General features: G+C 73.7%; 13 protein-coding genes. 3 read left to right on the top strand and 10 right to left on the bottom strand.

Annotated elements, in window-relative coordinates:
• Positions 1-51: 51 nt before the first annotated feature.
• Positions 52-1281, bottom strand: a complete 1230-nt coding sequence (locus KR546_RS02215) for a DUF3566 domain-containing protein (RefSeq protein ID WP_238443070.1) — start codon at positions 1279-1281, stop codon at positions 52-54.
• A 156-nt stretch (positions 1282-1437) separates the two neighbouring features.
• Complete coding sequence (locus KR546_RS02210; protein ID WP_238443069.1) at positions 1438-1704, bottom strand: WXG100 family type VII secretion target; 267 nt, start codon at positions 1702-1704, stop codon at positions 1438-1440.
• Positions 1705-1898: 194 nt separating this feature from the next.
• Between KR546_RS02210 and KR546_RS02205 the strand changes: the two genes are divergently transcribed.
• The 3 genes from KR546_RS02205 to KR546_RS02195 are packed head-to-tail and all read left to right on the top strand — an operon-like array spanning position 1899 to position 7433.
• A complete protein-coding gene (locus KR546_RS02205) occupies positions 1899-2534 on the top strand; it encodes a response regulator transcription factor (protein WP_238443068.1) in 636 nt (211 codons plus the stop codon).
• Positions 2527-3153, top strand: a complete 627-nt coding sequence (locus KR546_RS02200) for a hypothetical protein (RefSeq protein ID WP_238443067.1) — start codon at positions 2527-2529, stop codon at positions 3151-3153. The genes KR546_RS02205 and KR546_RS02200 overlap by 8 nt, the downstream gene beginning before the upstream one ends.
• Positions 3154-3158: 5 nt before the next feature.
• Positions 3159-7433: an FtsK/SpoIIIE domain-containing protein gene (locus KR546_RS02195; RefSeq protein WP_238443066.1), complete on the top strand. Its 4275-nt coding sequence runs from the start codon at positions 3159-3161 to the stop codon at positions 7431-7433.
• A 60-nt stretch (positions 7434-7493) separates the two neighbouring features.
• On the opposite strand, the gene KR546_RS02190 is transcribed toward KR546_RS02195, so the two are convergent.
• From KR546_RS02190 to KR546_RS02155, 8 genes are all read right to left on the bottom strand, one after another.
• Positions 7494-7757: a hypothetical protein gene (locus tag KR546_RS02190; protein WP_238443065.1), complete on the bottom strand. Its 264-nt coding sequence runs from the start codon at positions 7755-7757 to the stop codon at positions 7494-7496.
• 332 nt (positions 7758-8089) lie between these two features.
• Positions 8090-9490 (bottom strand): FHA domain-containing protein, encoded by a 1401-nt coding sequence (locus KR546_RS02185; protein WP_238443064.1) that lies wholly within the window; start codon positions 9488-9490, stop codon positions 8090-8092.
• Positions 9487-10284 carry a PP2C family protein-serine/threonine phosphatase gene (locus KR546_RS02180; RefSeq protein WP_238443063.1) on the bottom strand — a complete coding sequence of 266 codons (798 nt, stop codon included), beginning with the start codon at positions 10282-10284 and terminating at the stop codon, positions 9487-9489. The genes KR546_RS02185 and KR546_RS02180 overlap by 4 nt, the downstream gene beginning before the upstream one ends.
• The gene (locus KR546_RS02175; RefSeq protein WP_238443062.1) at positions 10281-10931 is read right to left on the bottom strand and encodes a hypothetical protein; all 651 of its coding nucleotides are present in this window, start codon (positions 10929-10931) and stop codon (positions 10281-10283) included. Before KR546_RS02175 ends, KR546_RS02180 begins: the two co-directional genes overlap by 4 nt.
• Complete coding sequence (locus KR546_RS02170; protein WP_238443061.1) at positions 10931-13186, bottom strand: transglutaminaseTgpA domain-containing protein; 2256 nt, start codon at positions 13184-13186, stop codon at positions 10931-10933. Before KR546_RS02170 ends, KR546_RS02175 begins: the two co-directional genes overlap by 1 nt.
• A gap of 8 nt (positions 13187-13194) precedes the next feature.
• Positions 13195-14367 carry a DUF58 domain-containing protein gene (locus KR546_RS19530; RefSeq protein WP_238443060.1) on the bottom strand — a complete coding sequence of 391 codons (1173 nt, stop codon included), beginning with the start codon at positions 14365-14367 and terminating at the stop codon, positions 13195-13197.
• 2 nt (positions 14368-14369) lie between these two features.
• Complete coding sequence (locus tag KR546_RS02160; RefSeq protein WP_238443059.1) at positions 14370-15341, bottom strand: AAA family ATPase; 972 nt, start codon at positions 15339-15341, stop codon at positions 14370-14372.
• 76 nt (positions 15342-15417) lie between these two features.
• The gene (locus tag KR546_RS02155; protein ID WP_238443058.1) at positions 15418-21825 is read right to left on the bottom strand and encodes an Ig-like domain-containing protein; all 6408 of its coding nucleotides are present in this window, start codon (positions 21823-21825) and stop codon (positions 15418-15420) included.
• Between the last annotated feature and the right edge of the window lie 36 nt (positions 21826-21861).

The raw sequence follows: 21861 nt of genomic DNA, 5'->3' as shown, positions 1-21861 counted from the left end.
GCGGTCGGCGAGGGTAGCGGTGGGTCGGCCACGCGGCCAACCGAACGCCGGTCAGGAACCGTCGTCCGAGGTCGCCTTCGGGTGATTGCCGAACATCAACTCGGGCTCGTCATCCACGTCGTCCGACGAGCGAGACCCGGACGACCCTCGGCGCGATGCGTCGGCGCGGGCACGCGCCCGCTGGCGCTCTGCGGCCGCTTCCTGGGGTGACATCTCCTGGCGCCGGCCACCGCGGGACGACGAACCCTGCGACCCCCCGTCGGAGCGCGACGACGTGGCCCGCGACGTCCCCGACGACTCGCTGCTCGAGACGAAGCGACCGTCGTCGGCCCGGGGAGGCAGGGCACCATCCGACCCCGACCGGCCGTCGCCCGACCCCGACCGGCCGTCGCTCGACCCCGACCGGCCGTCCGACGAGCCACCGCCCCGCCCCGACGAACGCTCGTCGCGTGGCATGGTGAGCTGGTCGAGGGACTCGCGGTGGGCCTTGGCACGCTCGGCACGCTCGGCGGCCTCCGGCTCGGTCACGTCGGCCAGCGTCGTGGTCGCCCGCCGGCCGGCATCGCCCAGCTTCGTCCCGGTCTCCTTGACCGCGGCACCGCTGCGCTCGGCGGCACCCTTGACCGCCGCACCGGCCGCACCGGCCACCGCCGTCGCACGCTCGAAGATGCCCGGCCCACGCGGCTCGGGCGGCGTCGCGGGCGCCGAACGGGGGGCGGCTTCCACCGGGCCCCGGGGCGGCTGCGGTCGTGCATCGACCAGCGGGACCTCGGTCTGCGGCCGCGCGGTCGCCGATGCCATCGTCGGGTGGGGATCGACGGCCGGAGCACCCGTGTTGGCCGCCGCACGTGGCGGCCCGGTCTGTTGTCGGCCGCGGCCGTGGTCGGTCCGCAGCTCGGGCGAGACCTCCACCCCGCCGGCGCTGCGCACCTGGCCGGAGTGGTCCAGCATCGACACCTCGATGCCACCCGTCAGGTCGGCAATGAGGTTGTAGAGGAACGCGAGGAACACCATCACGCCGGTCGCCACCACGACCGACAGCCCGGCCAGCATCAACCCGGTCCGCATGATCTGGACACCGTCGACGGCGCACGACTCGAACCCCAGCAGCCCCTGGGCCTGCTCACAGACCCGTTCGACCAGCATCAGGCGTCGCACGACCGACCACACGACGACCCCGGTCACGACCAGGATCGCCGCGCCGGCGATGTTGACCACCAGGCCAAGCTTGAGGACCGACCACGGGTCGACCCGCTTGACGGTCATCCGGCGACGAATCATTCCCCATACTCCAGTCAAGGAGCCAGTCTACGGGAGCCGCGTCCCGAGCCCCCGGTGGTCGGACTGGCCGCTGGTCCCGCCCCGCACGGACCCTGCCCGGCGTCCGACGGGCATGCCCACCACGCTCGCACCAACCCCGGACAACGGGCCCGAGGGTCAGCCCGCCGACGTGCGCTCCTGGTCGGCGGCCTGGCGTCGCATCTCGCGCGCCGCCGTGCGGACCGACTCGACCGTGCGCGTGACGGCCGTGGTGTGCTCGGCGTTGAGCCGCTCGCGGAAGGCATCCGCGTCCGCCCCCTGCCAGAACGCCGCGTCGGCCTCCTCCAGCAGACGCTGCAGGTGACCCTCCATCGCGGCGGCCTCGTCCTCCATCCGGGCCGCGACCCGGCGCATCTGCGCGGGATCGCCTCCTCGCTGGACCACGGCGGCCTCCTGGCGTGTCAGGACCGCCCCGAAGGGTAGCCGCACTCGCGCGTGTCAGGCCCACCCACAGGGGACGTGGACCAACGAAAGCGTTCGACGATTGCCCGGCGGCCCCACCCGCCTAGGCTGTCCGGATCGAGGCACCGGCCACACGGGGCACCCGGACGGGGTCGACCCGAGTCGAAGGCAGCACGTTGGGCAGGATCATCGTCGTCGATGACACCGCCGTGACCCGGCAGGGCCTCGCCGCGATCCTCGGCCAGGCCGGCCACGACGTGCGACCCGTCGCCGACCACGCGTCGCTGCAGCCGTTCCTGTCCCCCGACCACGTCGACGTCGTCGTCTGCGACCTCTACCTCGACGGCCCCGACGCCCCTCCGTCGTGGGAGACCCTCGCCGCCCTCGCGGAGGCCGAGGTCCCCACGATCGTCTACTCGACCTGGGCGCTGGACACCGACATCCTCGCCAGCCTCGGCCACGGGGTCCGGGCGTTCCTGCAGAAGGGCGCCTCCACGGACCCGCTCGAACAGGCGGTCGCCCACGTCCTGGAGACCCCGGACTCCGACCTGCCGATGCTGACCCCCGAGCTGGCCGGCGCCCTGCGACGCCAGGAGGAGTTCGGGCTGACCGAGGCCGAGGTCGACGTGCTGCGCCACCTCAGCCTCCACCTCACCAACGCCGAGGTGGCCGAGGCCCGCTTCACCAGCGTCGACACCGTCAAGACCCAGGTCACCAGCATCCGTCGCAAGCTCGGCGCCGCCACCCGGGGCGACGCCGTCCGCCAGGCCCGCGAACATGGCCTGATCGGCTCCTGGTACGTCCGTGGCTGACCCGACCCCGCCCGACGGGGCGCCCGGGCTGGCGGCGCTGCGGGCGACCGTGCACACCCACCTGGTCCCGACCCTGGTCGACGCCCGCCGACGGCTGGACGCCGGGGACGTCGACGCGGCCGGCGACGCAGTCGACCGGGCGCACGACCTGGCCCGCGGACTGCTGCGTGATCCCCCGGACGACGACGGCGTCGCGGACGTCCACCGGGTGCTGGCCGACGCGGCCGAGGAGGCCCGCAGGCGCCACGCCGGGCGGCTGACCGTGCAGGTCGGCGCGAGGTCCGGCGACGCGTCCGTGGACCCGCCGGTGGCCGCCGCCGTCGTGGCACTGGTCGACGAGGCCGCCGCGAACACCGCCGCACACCGGGTCGACGGGCTGCTCGAGCTGCACGCCGACACCGACGACACCGAGGTCACCGTGGTGGCGCGGTCCACCGGCAGGCTGCACCATGGCGAGGACGGGTCCGACCACCGGCCCGACGCGACCGGCGATGGGATGGGCCTGCACCTGCTTCGTGGCCAGGTGACCGACGCCGGCGGCGACCTGCAGGTGCTGCACGACCGGGCCGCCACGACCCTGGTCGCGACCCTGCCGCGCCCGACCCCCGACGGGAGGTGACGTCGATGTTCGAGCTGCGCTTCGTGCTGGGCCACGACGACGCCACCACCGACCTGCTGGCGTCGTTCGACGACCGCACCACCGTGGGCGACCTGGTCGACCGCCTCGTCGATCGGTACCCGGTCACGTGGGGTGGTGCCGCGACGCTCGAACGGCTCAGCCGCACCCGCGCCACGCTGGCCCGCGACCTGCCACTGGCCCAGGCCGACCTGCAGTCCGGTGACGCGGTCCGGCTCGCCCCCGATTCCGGACTGCGCGACCCCGGCCGGCGTCGGCTGGTCGGCCGGGCCCGCGTCGTCACCACCGACAGTGCCCCGCGCTGGGTCGAGATCCCCGCCGGCGAGACCATCATCGGTCGCTCGGTTGACGTCGACGTCGCGATCGACGACGACCTGCTGTCCCGGCGCCACGCCAAGCTCGTCGCGTCCGACGTCATCGAGGTGGTGGACCTCGGGTCGACCAACGGCACCGCCGTCAACGGGGTGGCGGTGGTCGCCCCGCGCCGGTTGCGCAACGGCGACGAGATCCGCATCGGCGACACCACCCTGTTCGTCGAGCAGGCCGAGGCCGCACTGGGGGACGTGCTGGGTCCGTCGGTGGAGTTCAACCGGCCACCCCGCATCCAGCGACCCCTGCCCCAGGCCCGCATCGAACTGCCCGCCCCACCCGAAAAGCCCGGCAAGCAACGCCTCCCCATGGCGGCCGCATTGGCCCCCCTCGCCATGGGCGGGATCATGTGGGCGTTCGGGATGGGCATCCTCACGATGGTCTTCTTCGCGCTCAGCCCCCTGATGGTCATGGGGTCGTTCTGGGACGCCAAGCGCAGCGGCCGGGCCGACTACGCGGAACGCCTGGAGGTCTTCGAGGAGGACCGCGACCGCGCCGTCGCAGCGATCGAGTCGGCCCAGGACACCGAGGTCGAGGCCCGGTTCGCGGCCTCGCCCGCGGTCAACCAGCTCGACGACCACGTCCGCGACCTGTCCCCGCGCCTGTGGGAGCGCGAGCCCGGCGACCCCGACTTCCTCCAGGTCCGCCTCGGGCTGGCCCCCCAGCCCGCCCGGATCGACATCGCGCTGCCGACCAGCGGTGGCCGCGAGCTGCGCGAGGAACTGGCCGCAATCCCCCGTCGCTACGCCGACCTGCCCCCGGTCCCGGTCGCCGTCGGGCTGGCCCGGACCGGCTCGATCGGCGTGTCCGGTCCCGACCCGTTCGCGTCCCACGCCGCCCGCTCGATCGTCGCCCAGGTGACGGCGCTGCACTCCCCCTCCGAGGTGGTGGTGTGCGCCCTGCTGTCGGAGCCACGCCGGGCCGACTGGGAGTGGCTGACCTGGCTCCCCCACACCCGGGCGCCGCTCAGCCCGATCGGGGTCAACCACCTCGCCGCCACCGTCGACGACGCGCTCGCGCTGCTCAAGGACCTCGGCACCACCATCGAGCAGCGCATCGGCGACGACCGCGACAGCCGCGACGTCGTCACGACGCCGCACGTCGTGGTGGTGGTCGACGACGACCTGCCCCTGGAGCGGGCCCGGCTGACCGGGTTGCTGGAGGTCGGACCCCGGGCCGGGATCCACGTCGTGTGGGTGGCGTCGTCGGGCCGGCGGATCCCCAAGACCTGTGGCGCGGTCGTCAACATCGCGCCGGGTGGCGCCAACGCCCGCATCGCCGAGGTCGACGAGGCCCGCACGTTCGACGACGTCCCGGTCGAGTTGTTCGACCGCGCCGCCGCCCAACGGCTGGCCCGCGACCTCGCGCCGATCGTGGACGTGTCGTCCCGCCAGTCCCGGGACGTCGGGCTGCCGGGCCGCGCCTCGCTGGTCGACCTGCTCGGTGGGCCCGACCTGCTGGACCGCCCCGGCGTCGTCCGGGCGCGGTGGGGCGAGTCCCAGCCCGGGGGTGGGCTGCGGGGAGCGGTCGGTGCCGGTGCCGGCGGGGTGTTCTCGATCGACCTGCGCCACGACGGCCCGCACGGCCTGGTCGCGGGCACGACCGGCGCCGGCAAGTCCGAGTTCCTCCAGAGCCTGCTGGTCGCACTGGCCGCGACCCACAGTCCCGACAAGGTCAACTTCCTGCTGGTGGACTACAAGGGCGGTGCGGCGTTCAAGGACGTCACCCACCTGCCCCACACGGTCGGGCTGGTGACCGACCTCACCCAGGCACTGGTGCGTCGCGCCCTGACGTCGCTGCGGGCCGAGCTGCACCGGCGCGAGCACCTCCTCAACGAGGCCAACGCCAAGGACCAGCTCCAGATGGAGAAGGAGCGCCACCCCCTCACCCCACCCAGCCTGGTGATCGTGGTGGACGAGTTCGCCGCGCTGGCCACCGAGGTGCCGGAGTTCGTCGACGGCGTGGTCGACGTCGCCCAGCGGGGGCGCAGCCTCGGCCTGCACCTGCTGCTCGCGACCCAGCGTCCCGCCGGGGTCATCACGCCCAACATCCGCGCCAACACCAACCTCAAGGTGGCGTTGCGGGTCGCGTCCGAGGACGAGTCGACCGACGTGCTGGACTCACCGGTCGCCGCCACCATCGACCGCTCCACCCCCGGCCGCGGCGTCGCCCGGCTCGGGCCGAGCGAGCTGATCTCGTTCCAGGCCGGCTACGTCGGTGGGCACACCGGCGCCGAGGACACCGAGCGAGTCGAGTTGGAGGTCGCCTCGGTCGGCTTCGGCACGGTCCGCCCATGGCCCGACCCCACCCGGGCCACCGACACCGACACCGGACCGACCGACCTCGAACGGCTGGTCACGACCATCACGACCGCCTTCCGCGACACGGGCTCCCCCGTCCCCCGCCGGCCCTGGCTGGACCCGCTGGCCGAGCACTACGACCTCCTGAGGTTGCCCCGCACGGGACGCGACGACCGCCTGCCGATCGGGGTCCGCGACGACCCGGCCAGCCAGTCGCAGCAGGTCGCCGCGTTCCACCCCGACCGGGACGGCTCGATGCTGGTCTACGGCGTCGGCGGCTCCGGCAAGACCGCCGCGCTGCGCACCATCGCCACGGCCGCGTGCCTGACCGACGACGACCACCCGGTCGGCATCCTGGGCATCGACGCGGCCGGACGCGGGCTCGAGATGCTCAGCCCCCTGCCGCAGGTCGGCAGCCTGGTGACCGGCGACGACCACGAGCGCGTGACCCGGATGCTGGGCGACCTGGCCGAGCTGGTCGAGGAGCGTGGCGAGCGCTTCATGCGTCACCAGGCCGCCTCCCTGGCCGAGTACCGCCGCAACAGTGGCGAGGCGATGCAGCGCATCCTGGTGCTGGTGGACGGCTTCGAGACCTTCGTGCAGGCCTGGGAGCGCATCGACCGGGGCCAGTGGCTCGACCTGCTGCTGCGCCTGGTCGGCGACGGTCGCGGGGTCGGGGTCCACTTCGTGCTGACCGGGACGCGTCGCAACTCGTTCCCGATGATGCTGACCTCGACCGTGGGCCGGCGGCTGGTCCTGCGCCTGGCGACGCTCGACGAGTATCTCAACCTGGGCGTGGACGCCGACCTGGTCGACGGTGACGAGCCGGCGGGCCGAGCCGTCGACGGCGAGCACGTCGTGCAGGTCGCGCTGGCGGGCGACGACCTGACCACCGCCGGCCAGGCGACCACCCTGCGTCGGCTGGGGGCCACGCTCCAACGTCGGGGCGCCCGGCCCGGGCCCGAGGTGCGGGTGCTCGGCGACACGGTCGCGCTGGCCGAGGTTGCGACCAACGGCACGGGCAGGCTGGGCATCGGGCTGACCGACCGGCTCGAGCCCTTCACCCTCGACCCGTCCGACGACCTGCTGATCACCGGGCCGGCACGGTCCGGCAAGACCACCACCGTCGCGACGCTGGCGACCAGCGCCAGCCGGGCCGGGGTGCCGGTCGTGGTGTTCGCGGGCAAGCGACCGGTGCCCGGGCTGCCCCGCGGGGTCGCCCAACACGTCGGCGCCGACGACGTGGAGGTGGCGGTGCGCGCCCTGGCGGCCCGACCCGAGCCGATCCTGGTGCTGGTCGACGACGTCCACGAACTGTTCGAGGGCCCCGCAGAGTTGCCGCTGCACGAACTGATGCGCGAGCCCCACGTGACCCTGGTCGCGACCTGCGAGGTGTCGCTGGCCCGCTCGGCGTGGTCCGACGTCATGTCGACGCTCAAGCGCGGTCGCCGGATCCTGCTGCTCCAGCCCGACAGCGACATGGATGCCAGCCTCGCCAACGCCGACCTGCCCCGGACCCGTCAGGCCTGGCCGGTCGGGCGCGCCATCCACTCCGACGGCGGCACGCTCACCCTGGTCCAGGTCGCCCACTGACACGAGCCGACCGCCGGACGGGACGCCCGTCCGGCGGTCGACAACGTTGCGTGGCTCTGCTCAGGCGCCCGATGTCTGGCGCTGCTGCTGCTCCTGCTTCTTGACCCGCTGCGCCTCCTGCTCGAGCCGCTGGGCCGCGTTCTTGAGCTGGCTGTGGTGGCTGCGCCACTCGCTGCGGAAGCGGTCGGCGTCCCGGCCCTGCCACCAGGCGCTCTCGACCTGCGAGGTGATCTGCTGGGCCATGCTCTCGATCTGGCCCGAGACCTCGTTGAACTTGCGCGACAGCGCGGCGAGCTGCTCGACGTCTGCACCCAACTGTGCCATGGTCCTGCTCCTCGTGTGGTTGGTGGGGGGGCGGGTCGGCCGCCTCCGGCTGGCGAACCCGGCTGCTCCGAGCTCCTGGATGGAACGGTACGGCGGGCTCCGGACGGGTCCATCACCCGTAGCGGGGGATTGTCCCGCCACCTCCCGCGCGCCCGCCACCTCCTCGCGATGTGACTTCACGATCGCGATGTGACCTGGACGCGTCCTCGCGTCGAGATCACATCGGGAAGCGCGACTCACATCGGGTGGGGCATCGATCCGAGGGAGGGTCGGCGACGCAGGGGTCGGGGCGGAACGTCGGTCGACCGGGGCGTCGGAGCGACGGGAACGGGTCAGCGGGCGGGGCCGTCGTAGGTCAAGGTCCGTTGGTCCAGGCGCACGACTGCGCCCGGCTCGATGCGCACGGGGACGTCGGGGTCGACCCGGCGGAACTGCTCGTCCGGTCCCGAGGCCACCCAGGTGCCATTGGTCGAGTCGCAGTCCCGCACGAGCACGTCCCAGCCACGCAGGACCACCTCGACGTGGGTCCGAGAGATCTTCTCGCCCTCGATCTGGGCCGCAGTCGCGGTGTCGTCGGCCGACGGGCGACGACCGATCCGGTAGTTGCGGTCCAGCGGCAGCATCTTGCCGTCGTCGAGTCGCAGCACGCCCAGCTGGGGTCGACGGACCGTCGTGACGTCGGCATCTCCGGCCATGCCCACGCCGCACACCCGACAGGACGTCGATCCGGCCGGGGTCAGGTGGCCCTGGGGGCAGGTGCTGGCCTCGACCAGCGCCGGCCCGCCCAGCACCGTCGTCGGGGTGTCGAGTCGTGCGGTTCCGCCGTCCGTCTCGGCGTCCTCGCTCGTCGCGTCGGCGGGCGGCGCGGGTGGCGCGGTGCCCGACGCGGCGGCGGCGGACTGGTCGCCCACGACGGCCGACCGAATGGCCTCCAGGGAGTCGAGGTCCTGGGTCCCCACGGCCGGTGGGAGGTCGAGGTCGTCCGATGACGGTTCCCGGGACGGCGACACGTCCGAGGCCGACGAAGGTGACGACTCCGGGCGCGACGACGCAGGCGGCGGGGAGGGCTCGGGGTCCAGGGACGGAGAGGGGGCGTCGGTGTCCGGCCGAGACGCGGGCTCCGGGTCGACGGCCGGGACCGGGGCGGAGCCGGACACGACCTGTCCCGCGTGGCCGGTGACGACCTCGGGCTCGTGCGTGCTCGCCGGCTCCGGGGCCGCATCGGCATGCCCCGCGGACGGCCCCGTCGCAGGCCCCCTGGCAGGCCCCGTGGTCCCGACCAGCTCCAGGGCGAAGCCGGCGGCGGGGACGACCCCGGCGACCAGGTCGCTGGGCGGGTCGCCCTCGGGCGGGTCGACCGTGACCACCACGCGGTCGGCGGCACGCCGCAGGGTGTGCTCGACCCAGGTGCGTGACCCGGCGCCGGACAACAGCGGCACCGCCGGATGGTCGGTCTGGACCGCGAGGTCACCGAACACGACCAGCGACAGCACCGACGACCACGCCAGGCAGGCGAACGGGGGCACCGCGAACTCGTGCTCGACCACGGCCGTGGTCACGGCGTCGACGGCGCCACCGGCCGGGGCGTCCGCGAAGGCCGCCAGCAGCGCGTCCGCACCATCGTCCCACGCCGGGACGAACAGCACCGCGTCGTCGCTGCGGGCGAGTCGTCCCTCGCCGGGCGCGACCTGCAGCCCGGCCACCCGGATCCCGGTCCCGTCGCGCTCGCTCATGATCCGTCCTCCGTCGCGTCCAGCGCCAGCTCGACGACCAGCGCGGTGGCATTGTCCCGCCCACCGGCCGACTCGGCGGCCGCGACCAGCGCGTCGGCCGCCGCCTGGGGGCTGTCCCGTCCCACCAGCCCGGCCACCGTGGCACGGTCCAGCTGCCCGTGGATGCCGTCGCTGACCAGAGCGAGCCGGTCGTCGTGGCGCAGCTCGACCTCGGTGACGTCGGCCCGCAACCGGGCCGGCTCGACCCCCAGGAACGAGGTCAGGCCACTGACCCGGACGCCACGCCGCCGCTGTCGGTCGGCGTTCACGCCGACCGCGAGCAGGTCGCTGGCCAGGGTGTGGTCGGCGGTCACCGCGTCGACCGTGCCGCCGCGCCAGCGATAGACCCGCGAATCCCCCACGGAGGCGATCGTGGCACCTCGGCCCCGCACCCGCACCGCGACCATCGTGGTCCCGGCACCGGGTGTCCCGGCCTGGTCCGCAGCCGCCCGGACCCGGTCGTTGACGACCGCGACCTGCTCGGCCCAGGGTGCCTCCGCATCACCGGCGAGGAAGGCGCGGACCGCGGTGCGCGAGGCGAGTGCACCGCCCTCGTGGCCGCCCATCCCGTCGGCCACGACGAACCGTCGGCCGTCCTGGCCCCACGCGTCCTCGTTGACGTCGCGGACCCGACCGGTCGCGCTGGCGACACCCCAGTCGGCCACGACCAGCTCCAGCCCGGCGGCGAGGTCGGCCAGCGCGGCCTGGCCGTCGGTCGGAATGGTGTCGTCGTCGTCCAGTCGCGTGGGGCTCACAACAGCACTACCAGCAGGATGATCGCCGCGACCACCACGATGGCGACGGCAGGCACCAGGAAGGCCGGCCACGACCGCGTGCTCCCGGTCGCGAGCGCTCCGCCGGTCCGGGTGGGTGGGCGCCATCGCTCGTCGTCGTCGACCATGGCGGGCGCGGCCCCCGCCGGTGCGACCACCGGGTGCTTGGTCCCGGACTCGACGGTGTGGTCGTCCGTCGGCTCGGGCGCAGCCGGCTCGGTGGGCGCAGGCGGCTCTGAGGCGGTGGGCGCCGGAGCGGTCGGCTCGGAGGTGGTCGGGGCCGGCGAGGTCTGCGCGGGAGGCGTCGCCGGCCGGTCCGGGGTGGGGCGGATCCACGGGTCGTCGCCCGTCCGCTCCCGCGCCGGGTCGGAGGTCGTCGGCGGCAGGTCGTCGGCCGGGACCGTCAGGTCGTCGTCGATCGGGGCGGGGTCCGGCGCCGGGTCGGCGGCAACGGTCCGGTCGTCGGCCAGGTCGTCCACCGGCTCCGGAGGCATCTCGTCGACCTCCGCCAGCAGGGCGTCGAGGTCGTCGGCCGCCACGGTCCGGTCGTCGTCCAGGGGGTCAGCGGGCCGGTCCCGGGCGTCGTCGGGCTCCCGGGACGGGTCACGGCGGTGGTCGCCGTCGGTCATCACGTGTCCTTCCGGCGCAGTGGCGCCACGCTCAGTCTGGCGCGCCAACGCTCCCACGTCGACCGGTCCCGGTCCAGCTCGCGGCTGGCCTCGTCGCTCAGCGTCCAGGCACCGGCCGCGGTCTCGTCGTCGGGCGGCAGCGGGTGGAAGGCACCCCGGTCCACCCGGTCGGCGAGGTCGACCATCACGCCACGCGCCGACGGGAAGCGGTCGGCCACGGCGAACGCGACCTCGCGGGGAGACGCCGTGGGCGTCGCCCGCAGCCCGCGCTCGTCGAAGCGGTCGCGCAGCTCCTCCCACGCCCCGGACAGCCGGGTCGCGGCGTCCGGCGCGTGCTCGCGGCGGCGCCGTCGGCGGGCCTTCAGTGCCAGCACGACAGCCATGAACAGCCCGAGCGCCAGCAGCGGCATCCCGATGCCCACGCCGGCGACGAGGATCGGCAGGTTCGGTCCGGTGGCCGCCTCGTCCTCGTCGTCCTCCTCGGGCTCCTCGGACTCCTCCTCGACCGGCGGCTGCTCGGGTCGCTCCACCTGTGGCGGTGGGGGCGGAGGCGGCGGGGGGTTCGGGATCGCCACGTCCTCGACCGTCTGGGTGGCCTCGGACGCCTCGGGAGCGGACTCGTCGGTCGGGGTGACGTCCACCGGCACCCATCCGAACCCGTCCGCCCGGACCTCGACCCATGCCGACAGGTCGCCGGCGCGGATCTCCGTGGGGCGGTCGTCGAAGCGCTCGGCGGGCACGTCGTAGCCGACCACCACGCGGACGCCGACCCCGGCGAGTCGCCCCAGCACGGCAGCCGACGCGGCGTACTGCTCCTCGAACCCGACGATCCGTTCGGGGTCCTCGAGGAACCGCGACAGGTGGAAGAAGCTGTGGCCCGGCGGGGTCTCCGGCGACAGGTCGTAGTAGCCGTCCTCCAGCAGCAGGTCCCGGATCGCCGCGACCTGCTCCCAGCCCGGGTCGAGCCCCTCGACCAGGTCGCCGGCCAGGGTCCGCAGCACGGGTGGCACCGCCGCCAGGTCGGACCCGGCCTCCTCGAGGGCGACGTCGACGCCGGCCATGGCCTCGTCGTCCACCTCGACCCGGGGCACGGCGGTGACGGTCCAAGTGGCGCCGTCGGGGACCCGCTGGGGCAGCACGACGTTGCCGGTCACCTCGTTGTAGCGCACGTCGAGCTCGTCGGGGCTGGTGAGTCGGCGTGGCCAGCCGGGGGTGGGGAGCCAGTTGTCCCGGAGGTCGACGGCCTGCACGGTCGCCTCGACCGGGTCCACGGACAGGTCCACCTCGCCGTCGTCGACGGCCGGGAACTGGGTGTCGACCGGGCGGTACTGCCCCGCCCCGCTGTCGGCCGACTCGGCCACCGTCCACACGCGCCCGTCGTAGCTGCCCATGACCGCCACCGGCCAGCGCCGCACGGGCTCGTCGGTCGTCACACGCAGCACGACCTCCTCGGCGCGGTCGCCCTCCAGCTCGCCCTTGACCTGGGCGAGCGGGGACGGGAGGTTGAGCGGGTTGAACGGTGGCTCGAGTCGCTCGCGCAGCTCGAAGCGGGGGTTGGCGTCGGCCCCCGGCAGGCGGGGTCCGAGCACCGGCGCCAGGGCGACGACCAGCACCAGCAACGCGACCGCGGCGACCAGGCCGCGACCCCGCCACCGGTGGCTCGACCCCGTCGTCAGGTCGGACCGGGTCGTGCGCTGCTGGGCCTGCTGCACCAGCCCCAGCACCAGGGTCAACAGGACCGCCGCCACCCCCTGGGTGATCGCGATCGCGCGGTTCTCGATCGAGAACAGCACCGACACGCCGAGCATCACCAGCGGTCCGAGCGCCGGCAGCCCGGGCGTGGTCGTGCCACGCAGGATCTCGCCACCGGTCAGCATCCCCAGCCACGCCAGCGTGTAGGGCAGCACCAGGAAGGTCGGGGTCACGTCGGCCGGCGCGAACGAGGTCAGCAGCTCGGCCCAGCCGTCGACCAGGCCGTGCAGGAACGTGCTGACCGCCGCCGGCGTGGGGCTGCCACCGATCGCCACGACACCGACCAGCAGGAACATCACCAGCGACAGGGCGATCGACTCGCCGACCAGCAACCGGCGCCACTGGGCGAAGACGGTGACCGCACCCGCGGCCACCACGGCCACGATCGGTGCCCACAGGAACGACCAGCCGGCCAGGACGCTGCCGAAGCCGATCGCCGGGACCAGCGACAACGCGGCCAGGAGGGCGACGACGACCGCCAGCCCGGTGAGGTGGAGTGGCATCCGACCCCTCATCGGACCATCCGGTTCCAGGCGGCGACCAGTTCGTCCAGCGCCGCGACCTCGAGCACCTTGGCGCCCGGCACGGCCAACGGCTCCGGGGCGTCCACCCGCACCAGCACGACCCGGCCCAGCCGGCGAGCGCTGCGCACCGATGCCAGGAGGTCGTCGCGGGCCACGCCCGGGCCGACCACCAACGCCGTGGCCGACACCTGCAGCTCGGTGCGTCGCAGGTGCCCGACGGCGTCGGCCAGGCTGGCACCCTCCCCCGCCCGGACCTCGGTCAGGCGGTCGAGCAGGTCCTCGCTCGTCCCGGCGTGTCGGGCACCCAGGATCGTGTCGGTCCCGTGGAGGGTCGACACCGGCTGGCGGTGGACCATCGAGGAGACCGACAGCGACGCGGCGATCCGCACCCCCAGCTCGTAGCGGTCCGGGTCCTCCCAGTCGGCCCGACGGTCGTGCAGCACCACGCCCAGGTGGGGTCGCCGGTTGTCGACGTAGTGACGCACCATCACCTCGCCCGCGCGCGCCGTCGACAGCCAGTGGATGTGGCGGTAGTCGTCGCCGACCTGGTACTCGCGCAGGGCGTGGAACGCCACGTCGCCGGCCGGGGAGGCGTCCGACGTCGGTCCCTCGAGGTCCTTGGCGAAGCCCACCGGCAGGGACGCCACGACCCGGTGCCGTGGATGCACCCACAGGACGTCCTGGCGGGTCTGGACGACCTCGCGTCGCATCAACCCCAGCGGGTCGGCCTTGACGATCATCGCCGGCCCGATCACGTGGCGGCCGCGTCGGTCGGTGGGCAGGTTGTAGACCGACTCCATCGACTCGCCGGGCTTGAGCGCGCCCACCTCGACCTCGAGGCGTTGGTCGTCGACGGTGTCCTCGACCGTGCGGGGCGACAGGGGACGCGACGTGGTGTTGGTGACGGTCAGCACGGCCAGGGCGGGCTCGCCCTCCATCACCCGGACCGGTTCCAGGTCACGGGAGACCTCCAGGCGCAGCCGACCCACCACGAACGGGACGGCCACCAGGACCGCCAGCAGGCAGCCGGCGGCGACGATGAGTGCCTCGACCCAGCCCAGCCGCCAGCCCAGGATCCAGAACCCCACCCCCGCCACGAGCACGACCAGGCCCGTCCCGGTGAGCGGGACGAACCGTCGGAGTGGGGCGAGGCGGGACACGCCTACGCGGCGCGCCGGGCAGCGGGGGCCTCGACCTGGGCCAGGACCCGGTCCACCAGGTCGTCGGTGCGGACCGACCGCAGCTCGGCCTCGGGCGTGAGCAGGAGCCGGTGGCCCATCACGGCGTGGGCGACCGCCTTGACGTCGTCGATGTTGACGTAGATGCGGGCCTGGGTCGCGGCCAGCGACGACGCGGCCCGCATGATCGCCAGGGCGCCACGGGTCGACACGCCCAGTCGGAGCTCGGACAGCTCGCGGGTCGCGGCGCACAGTCGCACGACGTAGGACCGCATGGCGTCATCGAGGTGGATGCCGTTGACCACCGCGATCATCTGGCGGGCCTGCTCGGTGCTGATCACGGCGTTGAGCGAGTCGGGGCGCACCCCCGCGGCCGCGTCGCGCAGGACGTCGACCTCGTGGTCGTGGTCCGGGTAGCCCAGCGCCATGCGCATCAGGAAGCGGTCCAGCTGGGCCTCGGGCAGCCGGTAGGTGCCCTCCTGCTCGATCGGGTTCTGGGTCGCGACGACGCCGAAGGGTCGGGGCACGTCGTGGGTGGTGTCGCCGATCGTGACCTGGCGCTCCTCCATCACCTGCAGCAGTGCCGACTGGGTCTTGGGCGAGGCGCGGTTGATCTCGTCGGCCAGGACCACGTTGGCGAAGACCGGGCCCCGATGGACGTCGAAGCTGCCCCGTGACTGGTTGTAGACCAGGCCGCCGGTGACGTCGGCCGGGAGCAGGTCGGGCGTGAACTGCACCCGCGACCAGTCGCCGCCGAAGGAGTTGGCGATGGACTTGGCCAGCACGGTCTTGCCGGTGCCGGGGACGTCCTCGAGCAGGACGTGGCCCTCGGCGAACAGTGCGACCAGCACCATCCCGACCTCGTCCCGCTTGCCCTTGATCACCGAGGTGACGTTGCCGAGCACCCGGGTGAAGGCGTCGGCGAAGCGGTCTGCCTGTTCCTGCGTCGTGGTCATGGGTTCGGGGCCGTTCGGTGTCTGGTGGTGTGGACCGAGCCGGCGTGTTCGGGCGCCGGTCGGGAGCGGGGGCGTGCTAGCCCTGTGGCCAGTCGGACCAGGCCGACCACTGGATCACGGTGCTGCTGCCGCTGGCGGTGATGCCGATCCGGACCTCGCGGTCCCACGGGTCGCCCTGCATGAAGCAGTGGGCGTCCTTGGGGCCGAACGAGCCGGAGCCGTTCGTGCGCATGGACGACCCGTCGTGCATCGAGCTCCACGGGCCGCCGGTGTAGGTCAGCGCGCCGGTGTTCTCGTTGCGGAACTGGCAGTAGTAGTTGTAGGTCCGGTTGGCCGCCCACCCCGACATGCTGACCCGGGCGTAGTGGCACAGGTTGGAGGTGCAGTCCGCGTCCCAGCCCGAGTCGGCGCCACGGGTGATGGTGATCGTCCGCGGTGGCGGAGGCGGCGCCTGGGTCGTGCCGGCCTGCCACGGACTCCAGTCCGGGTTGCAGCCGTACTCGTTGCAGGCACGCACCTGGACCCGACGGGTGACGTTGTCACCCAGGTTGCGCCAGGTGTAGGTCCGCGACGACGTCGTCACGTTGGCGGCGCCGTCCCGCTGGACGCGGTACTCGTCCACGCCGCCGCCGTTGCCCGACGGCGCGCCCCAGTTCCAGGTCAGCTGGCCACGGGTGGACTCGTTGACCGACAGCGAACCGATCCGGCTGGGGTAGCCCCTGGCGGCGACGCTGGTGGAGGACACCTCGCCCGGCCCGACCGCGTTGACGACCCGCACGCGGAAGGTGTAGGTGGTGCCCGGGTTGAGTCCGGTGACGGTGTGGGCACGCGTGCCGGCCCCACCCACGCCCTGCCACGGTCCGGCGTTCACCCGCACCTCGTAGCGGTCGATGCCCGCACCGTTGGCGTCGGCCGCGTTCCAGGTCAGCCGGACGTGGCCGTTCTCGCCCGTCACCGGCGCGCCGGAGAAGCCGGGCGGGGCGAACGGCGCACCGGCCGGGGTGGCGGCCGACGACCAGTCCGACCAGCCGCCACTGCCCTGCTCGTTGCCGGCGCGGACCCGGAACCGGTAGGTCGTGCCGTTGGTCAGCCCGGACCAGTTCAGCGAGGTCGCCGAGGCGCCGGCCGTCCGGACCGTGGAGGCCTGGTCGTGCTGCACGTCGTAGCCGGTGATGCCACAACCGTTCGCCCCCGGTGCGCTCCAGCTCACGTCGACCTGGCGGTCCCCCCGGCTCGCGCCCGGTGCGCCCGGCCGGTCCGGCACGTCGCAGGCCTTGGCGGGGGCCGACCACGCCGACCAGCCGTCGGAGGTGGCCTCGGCCCGGTTGATGGCGCGGACCCGGAACTGGAACTCCTTGCCGTTGGGCAGGTCGCCCCAGCGGTAGGAGGTCGTCGAGGCACCCGACACCGACGCCTCGGAGGTGGATCCCCCGCCGGCGTCCCGCCGCTGGACCTGGTAGCGCTGGATGGTGTCGCCACCGTCGTAGGGTCGGTTCCAGCTGATCTGGAGGTAGTTGGGACCGTTGCTGACGTCGCCGACCTCGGGTGCGTCCGGGGTGGTCAGCGGGTGCTCGGTGGCCGACCAGCTCGACCAGGCCGACTCGCCGGCGGCGTTGATCGCCCGGACCCGGAACTGGTGGTTGGTCCCGTTGGACAGCCCCTCCCAGGTGTAGGCGGTCCGGGAACCGCCCGGCGGGATCTCGCGGGAGCCGGTCGTGCCGCCGCCGATCTCGAGCTCGTAGCGCAGGATCGCCGTCCCGTCGTTGGCCGGGGCGGTCCAGTCGACGTCCAGCGCCTCGTCGGCGAAGTCGACCTGCGGGGCGGCCGGGCGACCCGGTACCTCGTTGGGGATGACGGCGGGTGACCAGTCGGACCACGGGCTGGGCCCGGCCTCGTTGGTGGCACGGATCCGGAAGCGGTAGGAGGTGCCGTTGTCGAGCGCGGTCCACTGGTGGGTCGTCGACGTTCCCAGCGCCTGCGATCCACCCTGGTCGTGCTCGAGCTCGTAGCCGTCGATGGGCGAGCCGTTTGCCGCCGGGGCCGACCAGTTGATCGTCGCCTCGCGCGAGTCGGCGACCACCCGTGGCGTGGCCGGCTTGCCGGGGAAGCCGATGACGTCGACCCGGGCCTGTGCGGTGTCCTGGCGTGCCTCGGTCCGTTGCTCGTCCCCGATGGTGTAGGTGACGACCGCCGTGCCGAAGAAGTCGTTGTCGGGTCGGAACACGACCTGGTCGCCGCGGACGTCGGCGGTCCCGTCCGGGGACGAGGCGGACACGACCCGCAGGCCGTCACCGATGTCGTTGGCCAGCACGGGCACGGACACCTCGACGCCCTGGGTCGTGCGCGCCCGGTCCCCGGTGGCGACGGGCGGGGGCAGGGTCGAGGCCGTCAGCGGGACCGTGACGCGTCCGGCTCCGGTGTTGCCGGCCTCGTCGGTGGCGGTGACCACGAAGGTCCCGGTCTGGCCGGTGGCGGTGATCTCGGGATCGATCACGACCCGGTCACCCGAGCGCGACAACGACATCGGGCCGCCCTGCTCGGACAGTTCGAAGGTGTGCTCGTCCTCGGTGTCCGGGTCGGTGACCAGGCCGGCGAGGTCCAGCGTGGTGGTGCGTCCGACCTCGGCCGTCACCTCGCGATCGGCGACCTCGGGGGGGCGGTTGGCCTCCGGCTCCACCGTGACCAGCACGCTGCCGGCGACCTGGTGGCCGTTGTCGTCGTCGACGGTGAAGGCGAACCCGGCCTCGCCGTCGAAGCCGGGGTTGGGCACGAACCGGACCTCCAGCGTCGTGGCGTCGGCCGAGGTGATCTCGGGGGTGCCGCCGCGGACCTGGTCGCAGCACACGAACAGGAGGCGGTCGCCGTCCGGGTCGCTGGCCTGGCCGGTGACGTCGACCTCCACGGGGGTCTCGAAGGCGGTCTCGACCTGGCGAGACTCGACCACCGGGGCCCGGTTGTCCACCACGATCACCGTCACCGCGGCCGACGCCGTCAGGTCGTCGGCGTCGGTGACCTCGTAGACGTAGCTGCGGGTCGTGTCCCCCGGCGTGATCGAGACGCGCCCGTCGGGGCGGACCCGCACGGCCGGATCGTCGGAGGAGACGTCGAGGTCGGCCGGGTCACCGTCGGGGTCGAGGTCGTTGGCGAGCACCTCGACGACCACTGCCTCACCGGCCGTGGTCGGGCCGGCCTGGTCGTCGTTGGCGACCGGTGGCACGGGCTCGGCCTCGGCCAGCACGGTGACGTGCACCGTGCCGTCGACCGTGTGGCCGGCGCCGTCGTCGATCGAGTAGCGGAAGGCGAGGTCGCGGTCCTGGCCGTCCTCGGGGACGTCCGGCGGGGTGTAGAGCACGCCCGTGCCACCGGGCGCGATCGCGACCTCCCCGAGCCGCACGTCGGACGTGTCGGTCACCACGAGGCGGTCGCCGTCGGGGTCGAGGTCGTTGACGAGGACGTCCAGCAGCCCACGCTGCGTGCCGGCGACCACCTCGACCGTGTCGGGCACCGCGATCGGGGGCCGGTTCTCGTCCGGCAGCATCACCCCGACCAGGACCTGGCCGGTGACCCGCGCCCCGCGGGCGTCGACCAGTGCGTAGTCGAACCGGTCGGTCCCGGTGAAGTCGCCCAGGGGCGTGTACTCCAGCGTGCCGTCCTCCAGCACCCGGGCGCTGCCGCCGACCGGCTGGGAGGCGATGGACTCGACTTGGAGCGCGTCGCCGTCCGGGTCCGAGTCGTTGCCGAGCACGTCGACGACGACCGGGGTGCGTTCGAGCGTGGTGGTGATGTCGGGCACCGCGACCGGGGGCCGGTTGCGGTCGCCGGGCTGGACCACCTGCACCTCGACCGTGGTCGAGGCACGGTTGCCGGCATCGTCGGTGATCTCGTAGCCGAAGGTGAAGCCCAGCCGGGCCGACCCCGGCAGGGTGACGATGACGGACTGCCCGGCACCGCCGACCGCCAGGGTCGCGTCGTCGCGCTCGGTGATCGTGACGACCTCCAACGACCCGCCCTCGGGGTCGAAGTCGTTGCGCAGGACCGGCACGGCGACCGACTGGCCGGGCTGGACCTCGACGACGTCGGGCTTGGCGACGGGTCGCTGGTCCTCGCCGGTGGCCTCGGACACGGTGACCACGACCGTGGCCAGGACGGGGTCGTTGACCCCGTCCGAGACCTCGTAGGTGAACACCTCGCGTGGCGAGGCAGTCGGCAGGGCGGTGACCCGGAACCCGATCCCCTCGATGCGTTCCACGACCAGGCCCGGGGACCCGGTCCAGCCGGTGATCGCGATGACGTCGCCGTCCGGGTCGCCGTCGTTGCGCAGTGCCTGGACCACCCGGGTCGCGCCCGCCGGGATCACGGCGTCGTCGCGGACCGCCACGGGCGGGCGGTTCTCCTCCTCCTCGCGGACCAGCACCCGGATCTGGGCCTCGTCGGAGAAGGCGCCGTCGGACACCTGGTAGCGGAACACGTAGTCGCCGGCGACCGGTGCCTCGATCAGGAACACCCCGTCCGGTGACAGGGAGGTGTAGACCTCGTCGCCACCGGACGGGGTCGACACGGACGTGGGCGGACCCGACACGGTGATGCGGTCCCCGTCCGGGTCGGCGTCGTTGTCGAGGAGGTTGAACACGATCGGCTTGCCGACCGTCGTCGTGCCGGAGTCGTTGCGCGCGTCGGGTGGGCGGTTGGCCTCCTCGACGGTGCGGACGTCGACCCGGACCCGGCCGCTCGCGGTGGCCCCGAAGGAGTCCGCGACCGTGTAGCCCAGCTCGAGCTCACCGGCCGCGGCCTCGTCGGGCGTCACGGTGACCTCGCCGTCCGGGGCGGACACCACGGTGGCACCCTCGCCCTCGATCTCGAGCAGGACGAGGCTGTCGCCCTCGGGGTCGGTGTCGTTGTCCAGGACGTTGACCGACGCGGCCGCCCCGGGCGCCGCCGCCACGAAGTCCGTCTCGGGCGTTGGTGGCTGGTTGTCGGCCTCGTCGTCGGGCACGACCTCCAGCGTCGAGGTGGTGCCGTCGGTGCCGCCGCGACCGTCGGAGATGGCGTACTCGAAGGTGACCACCCCGGTGAAGTCGACCGGTGGCGTGACCTGGACGTAGCGCTGGTCCGCGGTGACCTCGACCAGGGCGGTGTCGTCCCGCGTGCCCGCCGAGGTCACCAGCAGGACGTCGCCGTCCGGGTCGGTGTCGTTGGCCAGCACGTTGACCACGATCGGGTCGCCCTGGCGTCCGACCACCTCGTCGGGGTTGGCGGTCGGGGGCTCGTTGCGTCCGTCGTCGTCCAGCTTGTCGGCCGTGCCGACCTCGTCGGCCTCGTTGTCCTGGCGCTGCCGGGTGGACTCGCCCTCCTCGGGGTCCTCCTCGGTCTCCTCCTCGTCCTGCTCGAGCGCGTCGCCGACGTCGTCGACCTCCTCGAGGTCGCCCTGCTCGTCGACCACCCAGGCCTGGCCCGTGTCGACGGCGTTGATCCACACCCAGCCGTTGACGAGCCGCATGGTCAGCGGGCCGCCACCGTGGCCGGAGATCGGGGTCTCGGCCACGTCCTCGCCACACTGTCGGGCGAAGGTCGCCGGCTGCTGCACCAGGGCGAACACGCACCCCCCGTGCACGATCGGGGCCACGGGGTCCTGCCCGTCCAGCGCCACGGCCGTCTCGACCTCGCCGCTGGCACGGTCGACCACCACGGTCGCACCGTCGGCCCGGGTCCCGACCACCATCGGCGCGGCCGGGCCGGGCTGCTGCCAGGTGACGCCCTCCAGTGCGGCCGGGTCGGACTCGACCAGTGACGCCGTCCCCCCGGGCGCAGACACGGCGAGTCGGCCCCCCGCGTCCACGGCCACGAGGTCGTCACCCAGGGCGGTCACCCCGACGAGCTCGGCCTCCAGGGGCAGGTCGACCTCCTCCTGGCGTCCGTCGGGGAACAGCCAGTGGCCGACACCGTCCGCGTCAGCAGCCACGACGACGTCGGTGGGCGTCACCACGGCCTGCCCGGGGGCGGTCGAGGCGATGGTGGCGTCGACGTCGGCGAGGTCGGTGTCCAGCGCCGTGAACTCCGACACGGGCATCTGCCAGACCTGCAGCGGCTCGATGGTCGCGATGGTCACGCCACCGTCGACCGCGGCGACGTCGGCCGGGAAGCCGACCGGGGCCGTCGCGGTCGCGGCGTAGGTGCGGCCGTCCACGACCGAGATCGACTGGTTGGAGGTGTTGTGCACCAGGACCGTGTCGGCGGACTGGTCGACCCAGAAGTCCGAGCCCGCGTCGGCCGCCCGGACGGCGCCGGTGACCTCGCGGGTGGCACGGTTGACGTGGCCCACGGCCGAGGCCCGGCGGTCCAGCAGCCATGCGCCGCCGTCGTTGGTCTCCTCGGTCGACGCCGGCCGTCCGTCGGCCTGGATCGCGGTGAAGGCGATCGAGCTCGCCGCGACGACGGCCACCGTGAGGCTGGCGACGCCCCGGAGCCGACGTGCGGACAGGGCCATGGGGGGACTCTCGTGTTCGTGACGGGGCGCTCGCGA

This window comes from Salsipaludibacter albus (assembly GCF_019798055.1).
Lineage (GTDB): Bacteria > Actinomycetota > Nitriliruptoria > Nitriliruptorales > Nitriliruptoraceae > Salsipaludibacter > Salsipaludibacter albus.
This window is presented reverse-complemented; position numbering and strand designations above follow the sequence as displayed.